Consider the following 15,582-nt stretch of genomic DNA (forward strand, 5'->3'; position numbering starts at 1 on the left):
CCTGAATATCGGTTAAATGGATTATGCGTAGTGTGCTTTCAAGACCGAAAAGGCCTCATTAAGTTTCTGGACTGCTTCGGTATTGCCGCCCCGGTCGGGGTGAGCCTGCATCACCAGCTTGCGAAACCGCTGTTTGATCGGGGAGAAGTGTTCAGGCAGTTCGGTAAAACCGAGTGTTCCGGCGGCCTCTGATACCGCCGGCAGGTCTGGCCGTGTGCGGCACTGCCCACGCCAGAAGTTATCCATCATCTGGTGGATGGTTGCTTCGGGCATATGATACTGGGACAGATCCAGATAGAACGCCCTGAGTTTGTCTTCTTCCCCCGGCAATCCATCACCAGCAACGGTTTGCTGTTGGGTAATGGTCAGGCGCAACGGTGAAATCAGCAGCGACTCCCCACCGGGAGCCAGTTGGTCCCGCAGTCGGTAGAGTACGTGAAAGAGCAGAAAATGCACCGGGTAGAGCTGATCCGGTTCGTGGTAATTGACGCTGCCAATCAGCGCCCAGGGTTCTGCCTGAAGCGACTTGATCAGCTCCAGCTCACTTAATCCGCCTGGCCCCACCTGGCGTAGCTCATGCTCTACCGCCACCAGCAAGTGCTCGGTGTGTTGCTCCAGCCATCGCAGTTCTGAGCTGGCGACAGTGGTATCCGGTTCTGTTGCGGTCACGTCTGGGGAAGTCATCATGACTCCATGGTATGCGACTCAGCCCTGGCTTGAAAGCTCGGCCATGGCGGGTAGCCCGCCCAGGAACAGCTCGGTGGAGAAACGGGCCGCCTTCTCGGCCTCCTGCTGAGCAAGCTCCGGCTCTTGATGTGTGCGCCTGGCCACCACTGTACTGATGTCATAGGCGACACCGAAGAAAGCTGCGCACAGGTACTCCGGGTCGAGATCCGGCAGCAGGCCCCTGGCGATGGCGTCACGCACGTCTTCTTCCAGTGATAACATGGCCAGGCCTAGAATGTCTGAGCCGAACAGATCCCGCAAGGCGCGTTGGTTCTGGTGCGCCAGTTCATAGATCGCCGGGTCTCTGGCGGTGGCGGAATAGAGTGCCAGGTAGGCGTAGTAGATAAAGTCGCGAGTTGAGCTGGCGGACCGGCGGTAGCGGCTCATGTCTTCATTAAGGTGACTCAGGAAATCCGTCAGAAGTGCGGCAAAGATGTCCTGTTTGCTGGAGAAGTAATTGTAGAAGGTACCCGCCGCCAGGCCGGTTCTGCGGACCATGTCACGGATGGTGGAGTTATCGTAGCCATTTTCGCGAAAGCACTCCCTGGCCGCGACCAGTATGGCATTGCGGTTGCGGATCCGGTTCATTGCCCGTTTTCCGCCAACGTCGTCGCTCAATTTCAACATATCCATGTTGCTATCCTGTCCCTGATACTTTGTGACGCGTATAATTGCTCGCTCACTTATCCTGTGAACGTGCGAGAGTATGTCCCAAGCAATGACCGCCAATCCCGAACTGACCGCTGTTTCTGAGCAGGATCGTCGCCAGAAACTGGAACTGAACAAACTGCAGAAACGCCTGCGCCGGGAAGTCGGGCAGGCCATTGCCGATTTTTCGATGATCGAAGCCGGCGACAAGGTCATGTGCTGCCTGTCAGGTGGCAAGGATTCCTACGCCATGCTGGATATCCTGCTGAACCTTCAGAAAAGCGCGCCGGTCGACTTCGAACTGATTGCTGTGAACCTTGACCAGAAACAACCGGGTTTTCCCGAGCATGTGCTCCCGGAATACCTGAAGTCGCTTGGTATCGAGTATCACATCATCGAAAAAGATACCTACAGTATTGTTAAGGAAAAAGTTCCTGAAGGGAAGACCACTTGCGGACTGTGTTCACGCTTGCGCCGGGGAATTCTCTATAATTTTGCGGAAGAGCACGGTGTCACCAAGATTGCGTTGGGCCATCACCGGGACGATATGCTCGAAACCCTGTTCCTGAACATGTTTTACGGGGGCAAACTCAAGTCCATGCCGCCGGTCTTGCACAGTGATGACGGCCGCAATACCGTGATTCGTCCGCTGGCCTATGCCCGGGAGAAAGACATTGCCCGATACGCCTCACTGCGAGAATACCCCATTATTCCGTGTAACCTTTGCGGCTCCCAGGAGAACCTCCAGCGCCAGGTGATCAAGGACATGTTCCAGACCTGGGACAAGCAGCATCCGGGCCGCCTGGAAACCATGTTCCGGGCTTTGTGCAATGTGGAGCCTTCACACCTGGCTGATCCGAATCTATACGATTTCAAGGAAGGCAAACGGTTGGGGGGCAAGCGCCAGGCGGTGCAGACAGCCAGCCCTGAGCCGGACTACGGCCGATTGGATGTGCTGAATCTCTGAAGGTCGGCTCAGTGCATCAAGGCCTGGAACGGAAGCGTCCATAATCCGAACAGGATGAGCAGCGCTCCACTGATTCTGCGGAACCCCCGGTTGCCCTGAAGGTTGCGAATCCAGTTGGCGGCGTAGCCGGTGCCCAGCATCGATGGCAGGGTGCCAAGACCAAAGAACAGCATGGTGAGGGCGGCAGCGCCAATCGTGGGTTGCAGGGCTGCCCAGCCCAGGGTGCTATAAACGAGACCACAGGGTAACCAGCCCCAAAGCGCGCCCAGGGCCAGGGCCTGGCCGGAATTGTTGACGGGAATAAAGCGGCGGGTCAGCGGGGCCAGTCGTTTCCACACCGGGGCCCCCACCTTCTCTACAAATCGAATTCCCTGCCACCACTGGCCCATCGACAGCCCCATAAAGATCAGCAGCAGCCCGGCCAGGGTCATCAACAAAAGGGCCGCCCAGCGCCACTGGCCCGCCGCGCTGGTACTGAAAATGGCAATCAAAGCGGCAATCAGCGCGTAGCTTCCAACCCGGCCCAGATTGAAGGCCAGCAACATCACGGTCTGGCGCAGCCGGAACCCTTTGCCCACCGGCAGGGTCATCGACAGCGAGGCACTGATCCCACCGCACATTCCCAGACAATGGGTGCTCCCCAGCAGCCCGATCAGAAACGCACTGGAGTAACTGAGGTAGAGTTCAGGTTGCATTCAGGCTTTGTCTTCCGGATCGCTCTGTTTCGAAGAAGGCTCGGGGTCGGTATCGTCTGAACGGGCTTTATCCTGACGCGCTTCGTCAGGAATCATGTCTTTGTCGTCGTCATAGAGAATCCGGTGCGCAGGGCCTTCCAGATCATCGTATTGGCCGTTCTTCACCGCCCAGGAAAACAGCACGACCCCCAGTGCCACCAGAACCAGCATCAGGGGGACGAGGAACATGACTATCTGCACGATGCGCTCCTAAACGATAAGTAGATGATTACGGTATCAAGCCGTAGCATGAGAGCCAACTGTATCAGGTTCCTGGCCGGACCTCTTTGAGGATGTGCCAAGCCGCAAGGCATTAAGCACGACCAAAAGAGAGCTGGCCGACATACCGATGGCCGCCATCCATGGGGTGACCAGGCCTGCTGCTGCGAGGGGCAGGGCGGCGACATTGTAGGCAAGCGCCCAGAGCATGTTCTGCCGAATGATCCTGCGGGTCTGCTGGCTTGCCTTGATCGCCTGGAGCAGTTGCATCAGCTGACCATTCATCAGCACTGCATCGGCTTTTAGCTGGGTCAGGTCGGCGGCGGTGCCCATAGCGACCGAGATACCCGCACCGGCCATGGAGGGGAGGTCGTTCAGGCCATCGCCCACCATCATTACCTTGTGACCTTCATCGCGAAGCTGATCGAGCACCGCCAGCTTCTGTTCCGGTGAGGCTTCGCCAATCGCCGTTTTGATACCCAGTGCCTCAGCAACCTGCTGGACATGGGCCGATCGATCACCACTGAGGAGCAGGGTCCGTATTCCGGCTTGATTGAGTGCCTTGATGGCTTGCCCGGCATCTTCGCGAATTTGATCATCCAGTTGGAAGCTGGCGAGCCATTGATCGGCGGTAGCGAGCCAGATTTCCATGCCAGAAGCAATTTCCGCATGGGGGGGCGGAGCGGAAGTGTGTTGCTCAACGAACGCCTTGTGACCGATAAACACGGGCTTGCCATTAAAAGTACCAGACAAACCTCCGCCCAGATGGTTGTTCACATTCTCCACGGCCACCGATGCACATTCGTGAAAAACTCTGGCGATCGGATGTTCGGAGTGTTTTTCCAGGCCGGCTGCCAGTTTCTGACAGCTGGCTTGGTCCATGTCACCGAAGGTCTGGCTACCAGTCAGAGTCAGCTCGCCACGAGTCAAGGTGCCGGTTTTATCGAACACCACGGTGTCGATGCTGTACAGGGATTCCAGAGTGTGGCCTTTGGTGGGCAGGAAGCCGAGTTTTCGCAAGCGCATGGTGGCCGAGGTGAGTGCTGTTGGTGTTGCGAGAGAGAGGGCGCAGGGGCAGGTAACCACCAGCACGGACAAGGCGATGTCGAAGGCGTTACCGGCGCCGGCTAAAACCCAGCCGCCCCAGACAAGGGGCGTCAGTATCAGTACCTGGCGAATAAACTTGCCAGCGATGCGATCTGCCAGGCGCGCCACCGGAGGCTTCTCCGACTGAACCCGGTCCAGTATCCGCAGGATTCCGGAAAGCCGGGTTTCCGCACCGGCTTTGACCACCCGGATATCCAGCGGATTCTCGCCGTTGATGCTACCGGCATGAACGGTATCGCCGGGCCCCCGGGATTCAGGCAGGTACTCGCCGGTCAGGGCGGCTTCGTTGAGGGTGGACTCACCGGAAACGATCTCTCCGTCCACCGGCAGTGTCTCGCCCGGGCGTACACGGATAATATCGCCAGGTTTGACTTCGTAGGCCGGCACCAGATCTGTCTCGCCATCCCGTACCATGGCGGCGACGGTTGGCTGGAATCCGGCCAGGGCGCCGCCTGTCAGGCCCGCGCGGTAGCGGGCCTGGACTTCCACGTAGCGCCCCAGCAGGAGGAAAAAGGTAAACATGCATACGGATTCGAAATACACCTCTTCGCCACCGAACACAGTGACCCAGGCACTGGCCACATAGGCGAGGCCGATAGCAATGGCCACGGGCACATCCATGGTCAGATGTCTGGTGGTCAGGTCGCGCCAGGCGTTCTCGAAAAACGGTCGCGCACTGTACAGCAACACTGGCGTTGCCACGATCAGGCTGAACCACCGAAAGAAGCTGACGTATTCCGGAGATAACTCACTGATCAGCTCAAAATAGAGCGGAAACGCCAGCATCATGGTCTGGAACGAACCGGCGCCGGCAACTAACAGCCGGATGAGCATGGTGCGGTGCTCGGCTTTCAGGGTCTGCTCGGCTTCGTCGGCCTGGTAGGGGCGAGCGGTATAGCCAAGCTGGTGGATGGCAATCAGCAGATCGCTGAGGCGGGTCTGATCCTGTGCCCACACCAGGCGCGCTCTCTGGGTACTGTGATTAATCGAGAAAGCCTGAACGCCGGGGTGTTGCTTGAGGTGGTTCTCCAGCAACCAGATACAGGCCGCGCAGGTGATGCCGCTGATCAGCAGGTTCGCTTCCTGCCCGCCTTTTACCGGGACGACGAAGGATTTCTGGACCAGCGGGTGGTCCAGCTCCTTCAGGCGATCGGTTTCTGAACGGGTCAGCTCCCGCGGGGTAACGGCGGGTTCTGTTCGAAACTGATAGAAGCCTGTGAGCCCTTCTTTATGAATGGTTTCGCACACAGCCTTACAACCCTGGCAACAGAAGGGCCGGGTTTCGCCATCAAGTTCCAGGGTTATCGGCGGGTGGCCGTCCGCTGGCTCACCGCAATGGAAGCATTTCAGGCCACTCACCCCTGGGTGGAGCTGGTCGCTTTCAGGGCGATTTTGTCGGACGCCGGCAGCCAGAATTCACCTTTTACTCGCCAGTCGTTGTCCGGGCCCTGCAGGTCGTAGTACCAGCGGCCGTCCATATCCTCAATCAGGTTACCGGTATACTCTCCGGCGGCCATTCGACGAAACTGGATGGTGCGATCCCGACCTGACATGGTCGGGTGGTACAGGTTGAGAACCAGGTACGGGTAGTCTGCTGCGCCTTCTTTGGTTTCCAGCGTCAGGCGGGCAGAGCGTTCGTCAACGGTCAGTCCGCCTTTAAGGCCAAGATCCAGGGCTTTCTGGTCCCGTGCGATGGCCATATTGATGCCGCGCCCTTCACGGGAGTAGTCATCCGTCACCATGGAAGGAGAAAGAATGCTGCCCACCGTCAGGATGGTGATACCGGAAATAATTGCAGCGATCGGAAATATCGTCAAAAACCAGAACCAGGGTTGGCGATACCAGGGTGCTACGGGGGTGTTGTCAGTCATTACGCTATCAACTCTTGTCAGTGTATCGGGTCTCGGCTCACGATATCCTATCGCGGCCTTGGACCAACAAAACGGCTTTCAGTTTCAAGAATAAGTGATGGATCTGTTTCGGACTCCGCATAGAAACGGATGGTGTTATTGGTATCCGGGATAGATTCGGGCGGAACATCCACGACGGTCGGCAGCGAGCGGATTTCAGAGCTGGCAACTGTGACGTTGGTTGTTGTCAGAATCCGGATGCCCTCAAGCCCCTCAACCGACAGGTTGAAGGTCTGGGGAACCTCCGACATGTTCTGGATTTTTATCGTGTACGAGTTCTCAACGTGGCCTTCGCCGTTGAAGCTGAAAAGCGCGCCACGGTCACGCAGTACGTCCATTTTGGCCGGTACCCGCGTGACCAGAGTGAAAATAATCGCTCCGATCATCAGGGTCAGAACGGCACCGTAGCCAAAGGTCCTTGGCCGCAGAAGCTTGGAGGTTTTGCCTTCCAGCTCGTTCTCGGTGGTGTATCGGATAAGCCCTTTGGGGTAATCCATTTTTTCCATGACTTCATCGCAGGCGTCGATACACAGCGCGCAGCCGATGCATTCGTACTGAAGGCCGTCCCGGATATCAATGCCGGTCGGGCACACCTGCACACACTGACCGCAGTCAATGCAGTCACCAAGCCCAACCTCGGCCGGGTTGACCGATTTCTTGCGGCCACCGCGGGGCTCGCCCCGGTTTGGGTCATAGGAGACAATCCGGGTGTTCGGGTCGAACATGACCGACTGGAAACGGGCGTAGGGGCACATGTACAGGCACACCTGCTCGCGCATCCAGCCTGCATTCAGGTAGGTTGCCACGGTGAAAAACGCTACCCAGAAATAGGCCCAGCCATTGGCCTGAAGGGTGAACAGATCAACGATCAGTTCCCGGATCGGGTAGAAATAACCTACAAAGGTAAGGCCCGTTGCCAGAGCGACAAACAGCCACAAGCTGTGCTTGATGGTTTTCTTGGTGACCTTTTCCGTTGAGTTGGGGGCTTTGTCGAGCTTCATGCGCTTGTTACGGCTGCCCTCAACTTTCTCCTCGATCCACATGAAGATGAAGGTCCAGACCGTCTGGGGGCAGGTATAACCGCACCAGACCCGGCCAAACAAAGTGGTAACGAAGAACAGGCCAAAGGCACAGATAATCAGCATGCCCGAGAGCAGAAAAAAGTCTTTGGGGAAGAAGGTCACGCCATACAGGTGAAATTCCCGTGCCGGCAGATCAAAGTGAATCAGCGGCTGGCCATCGAGTGTTAGCCACACAAATAGAAAGTACATACCCATGAGCAGTGTCAGGCTGACGTTGCGAATTTTCTGGAACGTGCCTTTGACTTCTTTGACGTAAATCTTCTTGCGGCTGGCGTAGAGATCGACGGTTTCCGGCTGGTTTTTTTTATTGGAGGGCTCGGAGGAAGGGTCTACCTGGGTGACCGGAATTTCATTGCTCATGGGTACCTCCCGAAAGATGTAGTGCTGGGAGCGGGCCTCGGAGGGTCAGCTGATCTTCTCAAGCCTGCACCCGCTGGGCAGGTGCAGGGTTGAGAAGACCGGGCCGGGATAGCCCCGGCCGGTCTGGCTCAGTTCGACAGGCTGTAAACGTAGGCTGCCAGGATCTGGATCTGATCGTCTGTCAGACGGCCTTCCTGAGCTGGCATCTCGTTCTGGCGACCGTGTTCGACGGTCTCCCGGATCCACTCGTAGGTAGAGCCGTACAGCCAGATGTTGTCGGTCAGGTTGGGCGCACCCATGGCAGTCATGCCGGTTCCATCGGCACCGTGACAAGCCGCGCAGGCCTGCTGGTAAACCGCTTCACCCGCTTTTGCAGCCTCGGCATCCCGCTCACGACCACTGTAGCTGAGTACAAAATTAACCACCTGATCAACCTGCTGGCTGGTCATGTTGGGCATGACACCCTTGGCCGGCATGTTGCCCTGACGACCTTTGGCGATGCTGTGCCAGATTTGCTCGGGTTCACCGCCCCACAGCCAGTCGTCGTCGGTCAGGTTGGGGAAGCCTACCTGGCCTCTAGCCGCTGTACCGTGGCACACCGAGCAGTTGTTGGCATACAAACGCTGGCCGATCTTCATGGCGTCTTCGTTCTGCGCCAGCTCCGGGATCGGGGTATCGCCAAACTGGGCATAGATTTCACCATACCTGGCATCGGCTTTTGCAACTTCCGCTTCCCACTGGTTAGTGGAAGTCCAGCCCAGCAGGCCTTTATAGTTACCCAGGCCCGGGTAGAGTGCCAGATAGCCCAATGCGAACACGCAAGTAGCAACGAACAGGTAGAACCACCACTTTGGCAGCGGGTTGTCATACTCTTCGATGCCATCGAAGGAATGGCCCATTGTGCGATCGGTTTCGGTATCGGTCGTCTGACTCTTGCGGGTGGCCCAGAGCAGCCACCAGCAGCCAAAGACGGTACCGAGCACGATCACGCTGATCCAGATGCTCCAGAAGGTACTCATTGTTTCTTCTCCGTTTTTTCCTGTTCGAGCGTACGCTTGGCTACTTCATCGTCGTCATCGGAGAAGGGCAGCTTTGAGGCTTCCTCATTCGCCTTCTTTCGGTGGGCGCTGAACGCCCACCAAATGATGCCGAGAAAAATCGCCATGATGACTAGCGAGTGTATGCCGCGTAACTCATTAATATCCATGGGATCACCGTTTGTCTGAAATCACAGTACCCAGCTGTTGCAGGTATGCGACCAGTGCTTCGATTTCAAACTTGCCTTCGATGTCTGAGGCAGCACTTGCTACCTGCTCGTCGGTATAAGGCACGCCGAGGGTCTGCAGTGTTCTCATTCGGGCTTCGATGGTGGTGTGCTTCACACGGTTATCAAACAGCCAGGGGAATGCCGGCATGTTGGACTCAGGCACCACGCTGCGCGGATCGTACAGGTGCTGGCGCTGCCAGGCATCGGAGTAACGACCACCCACGCGGGCCAGGTCAGGACCGGTGCGCTTGGATCCCCACAGGAACGGGCGGTCATAAACGAACTCGCCCGCCACGGAGTAGTGGCCATAACGCTCGGTTTCCGCCCGGAACGGGCGAATCTGCTGGGTATGGCACACGTGGCAGCCCTCGCGGATGTAGATGTCCCGGCCTTCCAGTTCCAGTGCGGACAGCGGTTCCAGGCCATCAACGGGCTGGTTCACGTCCTTCTGGAAGAACAGGGGCACTACTTCGGCCAGAAAGCCGCCGCTGATGACCACCACAATCAGGACGATCATCAGGCCAAGGTTCTTTTCTACTATTTCGTGTCTCATCTGGTCTCTCCCCTTACGCCGCTTGAACGGCAGCGTTGTCCTGTGCTGCGGCTTCTTTCTGGCGTACGGTCATGTACACGTTGTAAGCCATGATCAGCATGCCCGCCAGGAAGATGGCGCCACCAATAAACCGGACGAAATAGCCGGGGTAGGACGCTTCCAGAGATTCAACGAAGCTGTAGGTCAGAGTGCCGTCTTCGTTAACGGCGCGCCACATCAGGCCCTGCATGATGCCGTTAACCCACATGGCAACGATGTACAGGACGGTACCAACAGTAGCCAGCCAGAAGTGAACGTTGATCAGCGCACTGCTGTACATGGCTTGCAGGCCCCACAGTTTCGGGACCAGGTGATAGACGGCGCCGATACTGATCATGGCTACCCAGCCGAGGGCACCGGAGTGCACGTGGCCGATGGTCCAGTCAGTGTTGTGGGACAGTGCGTTAACGGTCTTGATGGACATCATCGGGCCTTCGAAGGTCGACATGCCGTAGAAGGACAGGGAGACCACCAGGAACCGCAGGATCGGATCGGTACGCAGTTTGTGCCAGGCGCCAGACAGGGTCATCATGCCGTTAATCATGCCGCCCCAGGACGGAGCCAGCAGGATAAGGGACATCACCATGCCCGCAGTCTGTGCCCAGTCAGGCAGGGCAGAGTAGTGCAGGTGGTGGCCGCCGGCCCACACATAGGTGGTGATCAGCGCCCAGAAGTGCACGATCGACAAGCGGTAGGAATAAACCGGACGGTTCGCCTGCTTGGGTACGAAATAGTACATCATGCCCAGGAAGCCGGCGGTCAGGAAGAAGCCAACGGCGTTGTGGCCGTACCACCATTGCATCATGGCGTCAGTGACACCCGCGTACGCCGAGTAGGATTTCCAGGCGGTAGCTGGCAGGGCCATGTTGTTACCGATGTGCAGCACTGCCACGGTAATGATGAATGCGCCGTAGAACCAGTTGGCCACATAGATGTGCGGTGTGCTGCGCTTCATCACGGTGCCGAAGAACACCAGAGCGTAGGTTACCCACACGATGGCAATGGCGATATCAATCGGCCATTCCAGCTCTGCGTATTCCTTGGAAGACGTGATGCCCAGTGGCAAGGTAATGGCGGCCGATACAATGATCGCCTGCCAGCCCCAGAATGTGAACGCTGCCATACCATCGGAGAACAGGCGGGCCTGACAGGTCCGCTGTACTACGTAGTAAGAGGTAGCAAACAGGGCACTTCCACCAAAGCCGAAGATGACGGCGTTGGTGTGCAGCGGCCGCAGGCGACCGAAGTGAGTCCAGGGCAGATCGAGGTTGAGGGATGGCCAAACCAGCTGTGCTGCAATCAGCACACCCAGAGCCATGCCTACAATACCCCATACCACTGTCATGATGGCGAATTGTCTCACCACCTTGTAGTTGTATGTCAGGTTTGCATTTACTGTGCTCATAGCCTTACCAATGGGTTTAGGATGGGGAAATATGCGGGCGCAAGTATGGAGAAACCATTAGGCCTTTGCAATGATTCAGGTCAACTCCTGACATTCGTCAAATCCGCTGGAATCAGCAGTTTGGCCAACAGTTTGCAAGGCTTGAACCGCGTTACAAAAGCACCTTGAAGGTTTCTGCTCGGTTGCTAATGATACCCCCTGACAGCGAGGAGTTGAATGTTGTGAACCGGATTAAGACCAAAGGCTACGGTAAAGGGGTCAAAAGTGTCATGTTGCTGGCCCATGGGGCCGGCGCGCCCATGGACTCTCCTTTCATGGAGCAACTGTCTGACGCTTTGGAGCGGCAGGGGATTGCAACGGTCAGGTTTGAGTTTCCGTATATGACTCGGCGGCGGGAGGACGGCCGCAAGCGGCCACCGGACCGAATGCCTGTGTTGCTGGATTCATTCCGGGCCGAAGTGGCACGGGTGCGAGATGAGGTGAGTGAGGATTGCCTGATGCTGGTTGGAGGTAAGTCGATGGGTGGTCGGGTGGCCTCAATGCTGGCCAGTGAACATGCTCCGGGTATTGCTGGGGTTATCTGCTATGGCTACCCTTTCCATCCCCCGGGCAAGCCAGATCGGTGGCGTATTGATCATTTTTCGACCGTTGGCTGCCCGATGATGATTATACAGGGAACCCGGGACCCTTTCGGCAAGCCGGAGGAGGTAGCGGCCCAGGGCGAGATGCCGGGGCTTTCCCGGCTGTGCTGGTTGGATGGCGGAAACCATGACTTTCAGACACCGGCAAGGCATCCGGACAGCCAGGCAACCCTTATCGAGCAGGCGGCTGGCGAAACCGGCCGATTTGTTCAGGAGTTGCTGGCGGGCTCGGAGCTGTGTTGAGCAAGGGTGATTGCGTCCCGGCCGGCGGCTTTGGAGGCATAGAGGGCTTCATCGGCGCGTCGGAACAGGCTGTCTGGCTGCTCTTCGACGCCCAGTTCCGCGATGCCGGCGCTAACGGTGAGGCTGATGGCTGTACCGTCGGGAGCGGTAATGCGAGAGTCCCGCACCGCTTCAAGAATATCCTGGCACAACTTGGAAGCGCCGGTGGCGTCTGTACCGGGTAGCAGCAGGGCAAATTCCTCACCACCAAAACGGACCGCGACATCCCGTGGTCGCTTGATCTGGTTCTTCAGGCAGGTCGCGATGTGCCTGAGGCATTGGTCACCGAAATCGTGGCCCCAGCTGTCGTTAATCCGCTTGAAGTGATCGGCATCCACCAGCGCCAGCGACAATGGCTGGCCGGTTCGACGGGCTTCACGGCAGAGTTCCGGTAACAGGTTATCCATATGCCGGCGGTTGTGTAGTCCGGTCAGGGCATCGTTCAGGCTGAGGGACGCCAGTTTCCGGTTCGCCTGCTCAAGTTCCCGCATGGTATTGCGCAGTTGTGCGGTGCGCTCGTGAACCTTGAACTCCAGCTCTGTGCGTGCCTGGTGCTCAATATCCAGCAACTTCTGATTCAGCAGGCGCCAGCGTTGCACCATGGCATAGTTCAGCAGGATAACCTGACCCCCGACAGCCGCTTGCATCATGACCTCGCGGGCCAGGTAGTCGCCCAGGTAGCCGAAGGCCGCCAGGGCATAGGCCAGGGCGCCGACCACCATGATCATCCAGGCAGCGATGTACCAGAAGGCGGGGAGATAGCCCTGGCGCCAGCGGATAGTCGCAATGACCGACAACGCGGCAATCACCACCAGCGCATGGGCTGTGTTGAGCAGGATGGCTTTGGAGTAGGGTAGCAGGAAGGTCAGGGCCAGGAAGCCCACAGCAGACCAGACCAACCCCCGGAGCACGGATTCTGAAATCGTCCCGGCACTGACATCAAGAAATGACCAGCCAAACAGTGCCATGGCGGCTGAGCAGATGACCAGGGTGAGTGGGATCGACAGGTTCGCCAGCTGTGCACTCTCGGGCCAGAAATACTGATTCGCGAAGCCGCCCATGGCAAACAGAAACATCGCCATGGAGCTGATATAGAAAGAGTTGTAGAAGTAGTACCGGGTGCCGGAGCTGAAGAACAACAGCAGGTTAAAGGCGGCCAGAATCAGCAGCGCCCCGTAAAACAGGCCGTGGATCAAAGTCAGGTGATTGCTTTCAGCAATGACCTCTTCCGGTGTCATCAGGGCCAGGGGCACATTCAGCGCCCCGCTGCTGTGAACCCGGATGGTAATGGTGCGCCGTTCGGACGGATCCAGCGTGACCGGTAACAGGTAATAACGGTAATCTATGCCCCGGGTGGCAAACGGCAGGGAATCACCTGTGGCCAGTGGTGGTGCGGCCTCGGTGACGACATCCGGGCTGCCCGGCTGATGGCGATGCTGCCAGAAGGTGATTTCGTCCAGCAGCGGGTAGTTAAGCTTCAGATACCAGAGCGTGCGGTTGGCGCCAGGGTTATGGACGGTCAGTTGAATCCAGTACACGGCATCAGTATGGCTGAACACCAGGTCATGGCCGTTGGCGGGTGTCCAGGGCATATCCGCCGGTAGTTCTGATGCGCTCTGAGCGGCGTGGGCTGGCTCGCCGGGGCGGGCGGAATGGAAGCACAAGTGATGATTAATTGCGCTCCGGGCTTCGGGGTTGGTCGCCTGAAGGATCGGGCAAGGTTCCGCCGCCATGCTGTAACCGGGCATAATGCCGGCAAAGGCCAGCAGGCCAAGCATCAGCAGGGCGCAGAATCGAGGCGTCATCAACGAAATCCCATGTCGAATGAAGGCGGAAGTGTAGCCAGCGTAAACAAATCCTGCTGTTAAACAGGTTCAAGTTTCTTGTTTGTCAGGGTGTCAGATTCCTGACAATTTTGAATGAAAAGGTGATAGATGCAACAGGTTATGCTGGTGTGCCGCCCGGGATTCGAAGCCGAGGCGGGCCAGGAAGTGACGGATCAGGCAGCCCTTAAAGGCGTGTTTGGTTACTTTCAGCCGGTCAGGAATAGCGGGCTGGTCCGGTTTACCATTGGCAGTGAGGAAAGCCCGGAGGAACTGATGGGCCGCCTGCCGTTGGACGAACTGGTATTTGTCCGGGATTGGTTCGTTATCCTGGGCGATTGCGCGTTGCCAGTACAGGATCGGGTTGGAGCCGTTGTCGGTTTTCTGCGAGATCAGGATTGGAATGGTAGTGGCTGTGCACGGGTAGAGGTGCGTTTGCCGGAGAACAACGAGGACCGGGACCTGGGCAACTTTTCCCGAAAATGGGTAGCGCCGTTATCCAAGGGCCTGCGGGGCGCGGGGTTGCTTCAGGAAACGGCGGATGCAAAAACCGGAAAACGGCTGGAAATACTGCTGGCAGACTTTGGCACGGCTGTGATTGGGTACAGCCTCGCTGGTAACCGGTCGCCGTTCCCGGGGGGCGTGCCGCGGCTCAGATTACCCGCCTCGGCCCCCAGCCGCTCTGCGCTCAAACTCGAGGAAGCCTGGAAGGTATTTCTGCCGGAGGATCGCTGGCTCGACTACCTGGGTGGTGGCAGGAAAGCCGTCGATCTGGGAGCCGCGCCAGGTGGCTGGACCTGGCAGCTGGTGAACCAGGGTATGATGGTGACGGCTGTTGATAATGGCCCGATGAATCCGGATTTGATGGCCAGTGGGCATGTTGAGCACATTGAGGCGGATGGTTATGCCTGGCGCCCGAAGCGGGCGGTCGACTGGATGGTTTGCGACATAGTCGATAAGCCGCGCCGCACCGCCCGGATGGCAGTGGACTGGCTGGCAGACAGGCTTTGCCGTTACACGGTATTCAACCTGAAGTTACCGATGAAGAAGCGCTACGACGAATGGCTGGTATGCCAGGACATCCTGGTGCGTGGTCTTGAGGAGGCGGGCCTGACTTGCCGTGTACGGGCCCGCCACCTTTATCATGATCGAGAGGAAATCACCTGTTTTATCGAGCGCCTGGACTAAGCCGGAGTGGCTCAGGGCATAGGGCTTTGCTCAAGAACTGTGATGATTTCATCGCGGTCCATCATGGGCACCAGTTCTGCCATCAGCTCGCGCCGCTCCCGGGAGTGGTACCAGCGATCCCAGTCAGCTTCAGAGCGCCAGTTGGCAAGGGTGATACGGTGGTTCGGGTCATGGCTGTCGACCAGCGTCTCACCTGAAATAAAACCGGGTGTACTAACGGCCTGCTGCAGTACCAAACGTGAACGCTCCTCGTAGGCGGTTTCCAGAGACTCTGCGATGTGTCGTTCAATCAAAACCCGAATCATGCAATTGGTCCTTTATTTTCGTTGCTGTAAACAATAATTTAGCACCGGATTCTGAAAATCACGAGAACTGGAGGTGGCTGTTGTGACAACCCTGGAGTTTCAAGCCGAGCTGGACGCTCGAGGGCTGTTGTGCCCGGAACCGGTAATGATGCTGCACACCCGGATCAACGATGTTGGCGTGGGGGAAGTGTTGCGCGTTGTAGCGACCGATCCTTCAACAACCCGGGATATACCCCGTTTTTGCCAGTTCCTGAGCCATGAGCTGCTGAGCCAACAGGAACTGGAAGGGGAATTCCATTTCCTGATTCGCCGTTGTGAGAGCTGAG

At 57.6% G+C, this 15,582-nt stretch carries 17 protein-coding genes; 4 read left to right on the top strand and 13 right to left on the bottom strand.

Going from position 1 to position 15,582, the window contains the following annotated elements; translation table 11 throughout:
- Positions 1 to 21: 21 nt before the first annotated feature.
- On the bottom strand, positions 22 to 687 hold the full coding sequence (locus RVM24_RS03965; RefSeq protein WP_431474997.1) for a DNA-J related domain-containing protein: 666 nt from the start codon (positions 685 to 687) through the stop codon (positions 22 to 24).
- 18 nt (positions 688 to 705) lie between these two features.
- Positions 706 to 1,359 (bottom strand): TetR/AcrR family transcriptional regulator, encoded by a 654-nt coding sequence (locus tag RVM24_RS03970; protein ID WP_286921233.1) that lies wholly within the window; start codon positions 1,357 to 1,359, stop codon positions 706 to 708.
- A gap of 73 nt (positions 1,360 to 1,432) precedes the next feature.
- Here RVM24_RS03970 and ttcA point away from each other — a divergent pair, with 73 nt between their 5' ends.
- Positions 1,433 to 2,341: a tRNA 2-thiocytidine(32) synthetase TtcA gene (gene ttcA, locus RVM24_RS03975; RefSeq protein WP_138436426.1), complete on the top strand. Its 909-nt coding sequence runs from the start codon at positions 1,433 to 1,435 to the stop codon at positions 2,339 to 2,341.
- 8 nt (positions 2,342 to 2,349) lie between these two features.
- Here ttcA and RVM24_RS03980 read toward each other — a convergent pair whose 3' ends face one another.
- The 9 genes from RVM24_RS03980 to ccoN all read right to left on the bottom strand — a co-directional run bounded on the left by RVM24_RS03980 (position 2,350) and on the right by ccoN (position 11,017).
- Positions 2,350 to 3,036 (bottom strand): sulfite exporter TauE/SafE family protein, encoded by a 687-nt coding sequence (locus RVM24_RS03980; RefSeq protein WP_286255146.1) that lies wholly within the window; start codon positions 3,034 to 3,036, stop codon positions 2,350 to 2,352.
- Positions 3,037 to 3,276 carry a cbb3-type cytochrome oxidase assembly protein CcoS gene (gene ccoS, locus RVM24_RS03985; protein WP_152437945.1) on the bottom strand — a complete coding sequence of 80 codons (240 nt, stop codon included), beginning with the start codon at positions 3,274 to 3,276 and terminating at the stop codon, positions 3,037 to 3,039. It abuts the gene before it with no gap.
- A 36-nt stretch (positions 3,277 to 3,312) separates the two neighbouring features.
- Positions 3,313 to 5,760 carry a heavy metal translocating P-type ATPase gene (locus RVM24_RS03990; protein ID WP_286921232.1) on the bottom strand — a complete coding sequence of 816 codons (2,448 nt, stop codon included), beginning with the start codon at positions 5,758 to 5,760 and terminating at the stop codon, positions 3,313 to 3,315.
- The gene (locus RVM24_RS03995) at positions 5,757 to 6,272 is read right to left on the bottom strand and encodes a FixH family protein (RefSeq protein WP_286921231.1); all 516 of its coding nucleotides are present in this window, start codon (positions 6,270 to 6,272) and stop codon (positions 5,757 to 5,759) included. The genes RVM24_RS03990 and RVM24_RS03995 overlap by 4 nt, the downstream gene beginning before the upstream one ends.
- A gap of 47 nt (positions 6,273 to 6,319) precedes the next feature.
- A complete protein-coding gene (gene ccoG / locus RVM24_RS04000; protein WP_286921230.1) occupies positions 6,320 to 7,753 on the bottom strand; it encodes a cytochrome c oxidase accessory protein CcoG in 1,434 nt (477 codons plus the stop codon).
- A 128-nt stretch (positions 7,754 to 7,881) separates the two neighbouring features.
- Positions 7,882 to 8,772, bottom strand: a complete 891-nt coding sequence (ccoP, locus tag RVM24_RS04005) for a cytochrome-c oxidase, cbb3-type subunit III (RefSeq protein WP_286255155.1) — start codon at positions 8,770 to 8,772, stop codon at positions 7,882 to 7,884.
- Entirely contained in the window at positions 8,769 to 8,960 is a 192-nt protein-coding gene (locus tag RVM24_RS04010; protein WP_058089528.1) for a CcoQ/FixQ family Cbb3-type cytochrome c oxidase assembly chaperone, read from the bottom strand. Before RVM24_RS04010 ends, ccoP begins: the two co-directional genes overlap by 4 nt.
- 4 nt (positions 8,961 to 8,964) lie before the next feature.
- A complete protein-coding gene (gene ccoO, locus RVM24_RS04015) occupies positions 8,965 to 9,573 on the bottom strand; it encodes a cytochrome-c oxidase, cbb3-type subunit II (protein ID WP_058089529.1) in 609 nt (202 codons plus the stop codon).
- A 13-nt stretch (positions 9,574 to 9,586) separates the two neighbouring features.
- Positions 9,587 to 11,017 (bottom strand): cytochrome-c oxidase, cbb3-type subunit I, encoded by a 1,431-nt coding sequence (gene ccoN, locus RVM24_RS04020; RefSeq protein WP_286255158.1) that lies wholly within the window; start codon positions 11,015 to 11,017, stop codon positions 9,587 to 9,589.
- Positions 11,018 to 11,238: 221 nt separating this feature from the next.
- On the opposite strand from ccoN, the gene RVM24_RS04025 reads away from it, so the two are divergent.
- Entirely contained in the window at positions 11,239 to 11,901 is a 663-nt protein-coding gene (locus RVM24_RS04025; RefSeq protein WP_431474998.1) for an alpha/beta family hydrolase, read from the top strand.
- Here the strand turns inward: RVM24_RS04025 and RVM24_RS04030 are convergent.
- Entirely contained in the window at positions 11,868 to 13,745 is a 1,878-nt protein-coding gene (locus RVM24_RS04030) for a sensor domain-containing diguanylate cyclase (RefSeq protein WP_431474999.1), read from the bottom strand. The two genes, RVM24_RS04025 and RVM24_RS04030, sit on opposite strands and share 34 nt — an antisense overlap.
- Before the next feature lie 129 nt (positions 13,746 to 13,874).
- On the opposite strand from RVM24_RS04030, the gene rlmM reads away from it, so the two are divergent.
- A complete protein-coding gene (gene rlmM, locus RVM24_RS04035) occupies positions 13,875 to 14,951 on the top strand; it encodes a 23S rRNA (cytidine(2498)-2'-O)-methyltransferase RlmM (RefSeq protein WP_431475000.1) in 1,077 nt (358 codons plus the stop codon).
- Positions 14,952 to 14,962: 11 nt separating this feature from the next.
- Here rlmM and RVM24_RS04040 read toward each other — a convergent pair whose 3' ends face one another.
- The gene (locus tag RVM24_RS04040; RefSeq protein WP_058089532.1) at positions 14,963 to 15,256 is read right to left on the bottom strand and encodes an antibiotic biosynthesis monooxygenase family protein; all 294 of its coding nucleotides are present in this window, start codon (positions 15,254 to 15,256) and stop codon (positions 14,963 to 14,965) included.
- 82 nt (positions 15,257 to 15,338) lie between these two features.
- On the opposite strand from RVM24_RS04040, the gene tusA reads away from it, so the two are divergent.
- Positions 15,339 to 15,581, top strand: coding sequence for a sulfurtransferase TusA (gene tusA, locus RVM24_RS04045; protein ID WP_058089533.1), 243 nt, complete (start codon positions 15,339 to 15,341; stop codon positions 15,579 to 15,581).
- The last annotated feature ends 1 nt before the right edge of the window (position 15,582 follow it).

The organism is Marinobacter sp. KM021 (genome assembly GCF_050707965.1).
GTDB classification, from domain to species: Bacteria; Pseudomonadota; Gammaproteobacteria; order Pseudomonadales; family Oleiphilaceae; genus Marinobacter; species Marinobacter shengliensis.

Coding starts and splice junctions, on each gene's coding strand:
- RVM24_RS03965 (WP_431474997.1), bottom strand. CDS start 687: ATGATGACTTCCCCAGACGTGACCGCAACAGAACCGGATACCACTGTC.
- RVM24_RS03970 (WP_286921233.1), bottom strand. CDS start 1,359: ATGGATATGTTGAAATTGAGCGACGACGTTGGCGGAAAACGGGCAATG.
- ttcA (WP_138436426.1), top strand. CDS start 1,433: ATGTCCCAAGCAATGACCGCCAATCCCGAACTGACCGCTGTTTCTGAG.
- RVM24_RS03980 (WP_286255146.1), bottom strand. CDS start 3,036: ATGCAACCTGAACTCTACCTCAGTTACTCCAGTGCGTTTCTGATCGGG.
- RVM24_RS03995 (WP_286921231.1), bottom strand. CDS start 6,272: ATGACTGACAACACCCCCGTAGCACCCTGGTATCGCCAACCCTGGTTC.
- ccoG (WP_286921230.1), bottom strand. CDS start 7,753: ATGAGCAATGAAATTCCGGTCACCCAGGTAGACCCTTCCTCCGAGCCC.
- ccoP (WP_286255155.1), bottom strand. CDS start 8,772: ATGAGTACCTTCTGGAGCATCTGGATCAGCGTGATCGTGCTCGGTACC.
- RVM24_RS04010 (WP_058089528.1), bottom strand. CDS start 8,960: ATGGATATTAATGAGTTACGCGGCATACACTCGCTAGTCATCATGGCG.
- ccoO (WP_058089529.1), bottom strand. CDS start 9,573: ATGAGACACGAAATAGTAGAAAAGAACCTTGGCCTGATGATCGTCCTG.
- ccoN (WP_286255158.1), bottom strand. CDS start 11,017: ATGAGCACAGTAAATGCAAACCTGACATACAACTACAAGGTGGTGAGA.
- RVM24_RS04030 (WP_431474999.1), bottom strand. CDS start 13,745: ATGACGCCTCGATTCTGCGCCCTGCTGATGCTTGGCCTGCTGGCCTTT.
- rlmM (WP_431475000.1), top strand. CDS start 13,875: ATGCAACAGGTTATGCTGGTGTGCCGCCCGGGATTCGAAGCCGAGGCG.
- RVM24_RS04040 (WP_058089532.1), bottom strand. CDS start 15,256: ATGATTCGGGTTTTGATTGAACGACACATCGCAGAGTCTCTGGAAACC.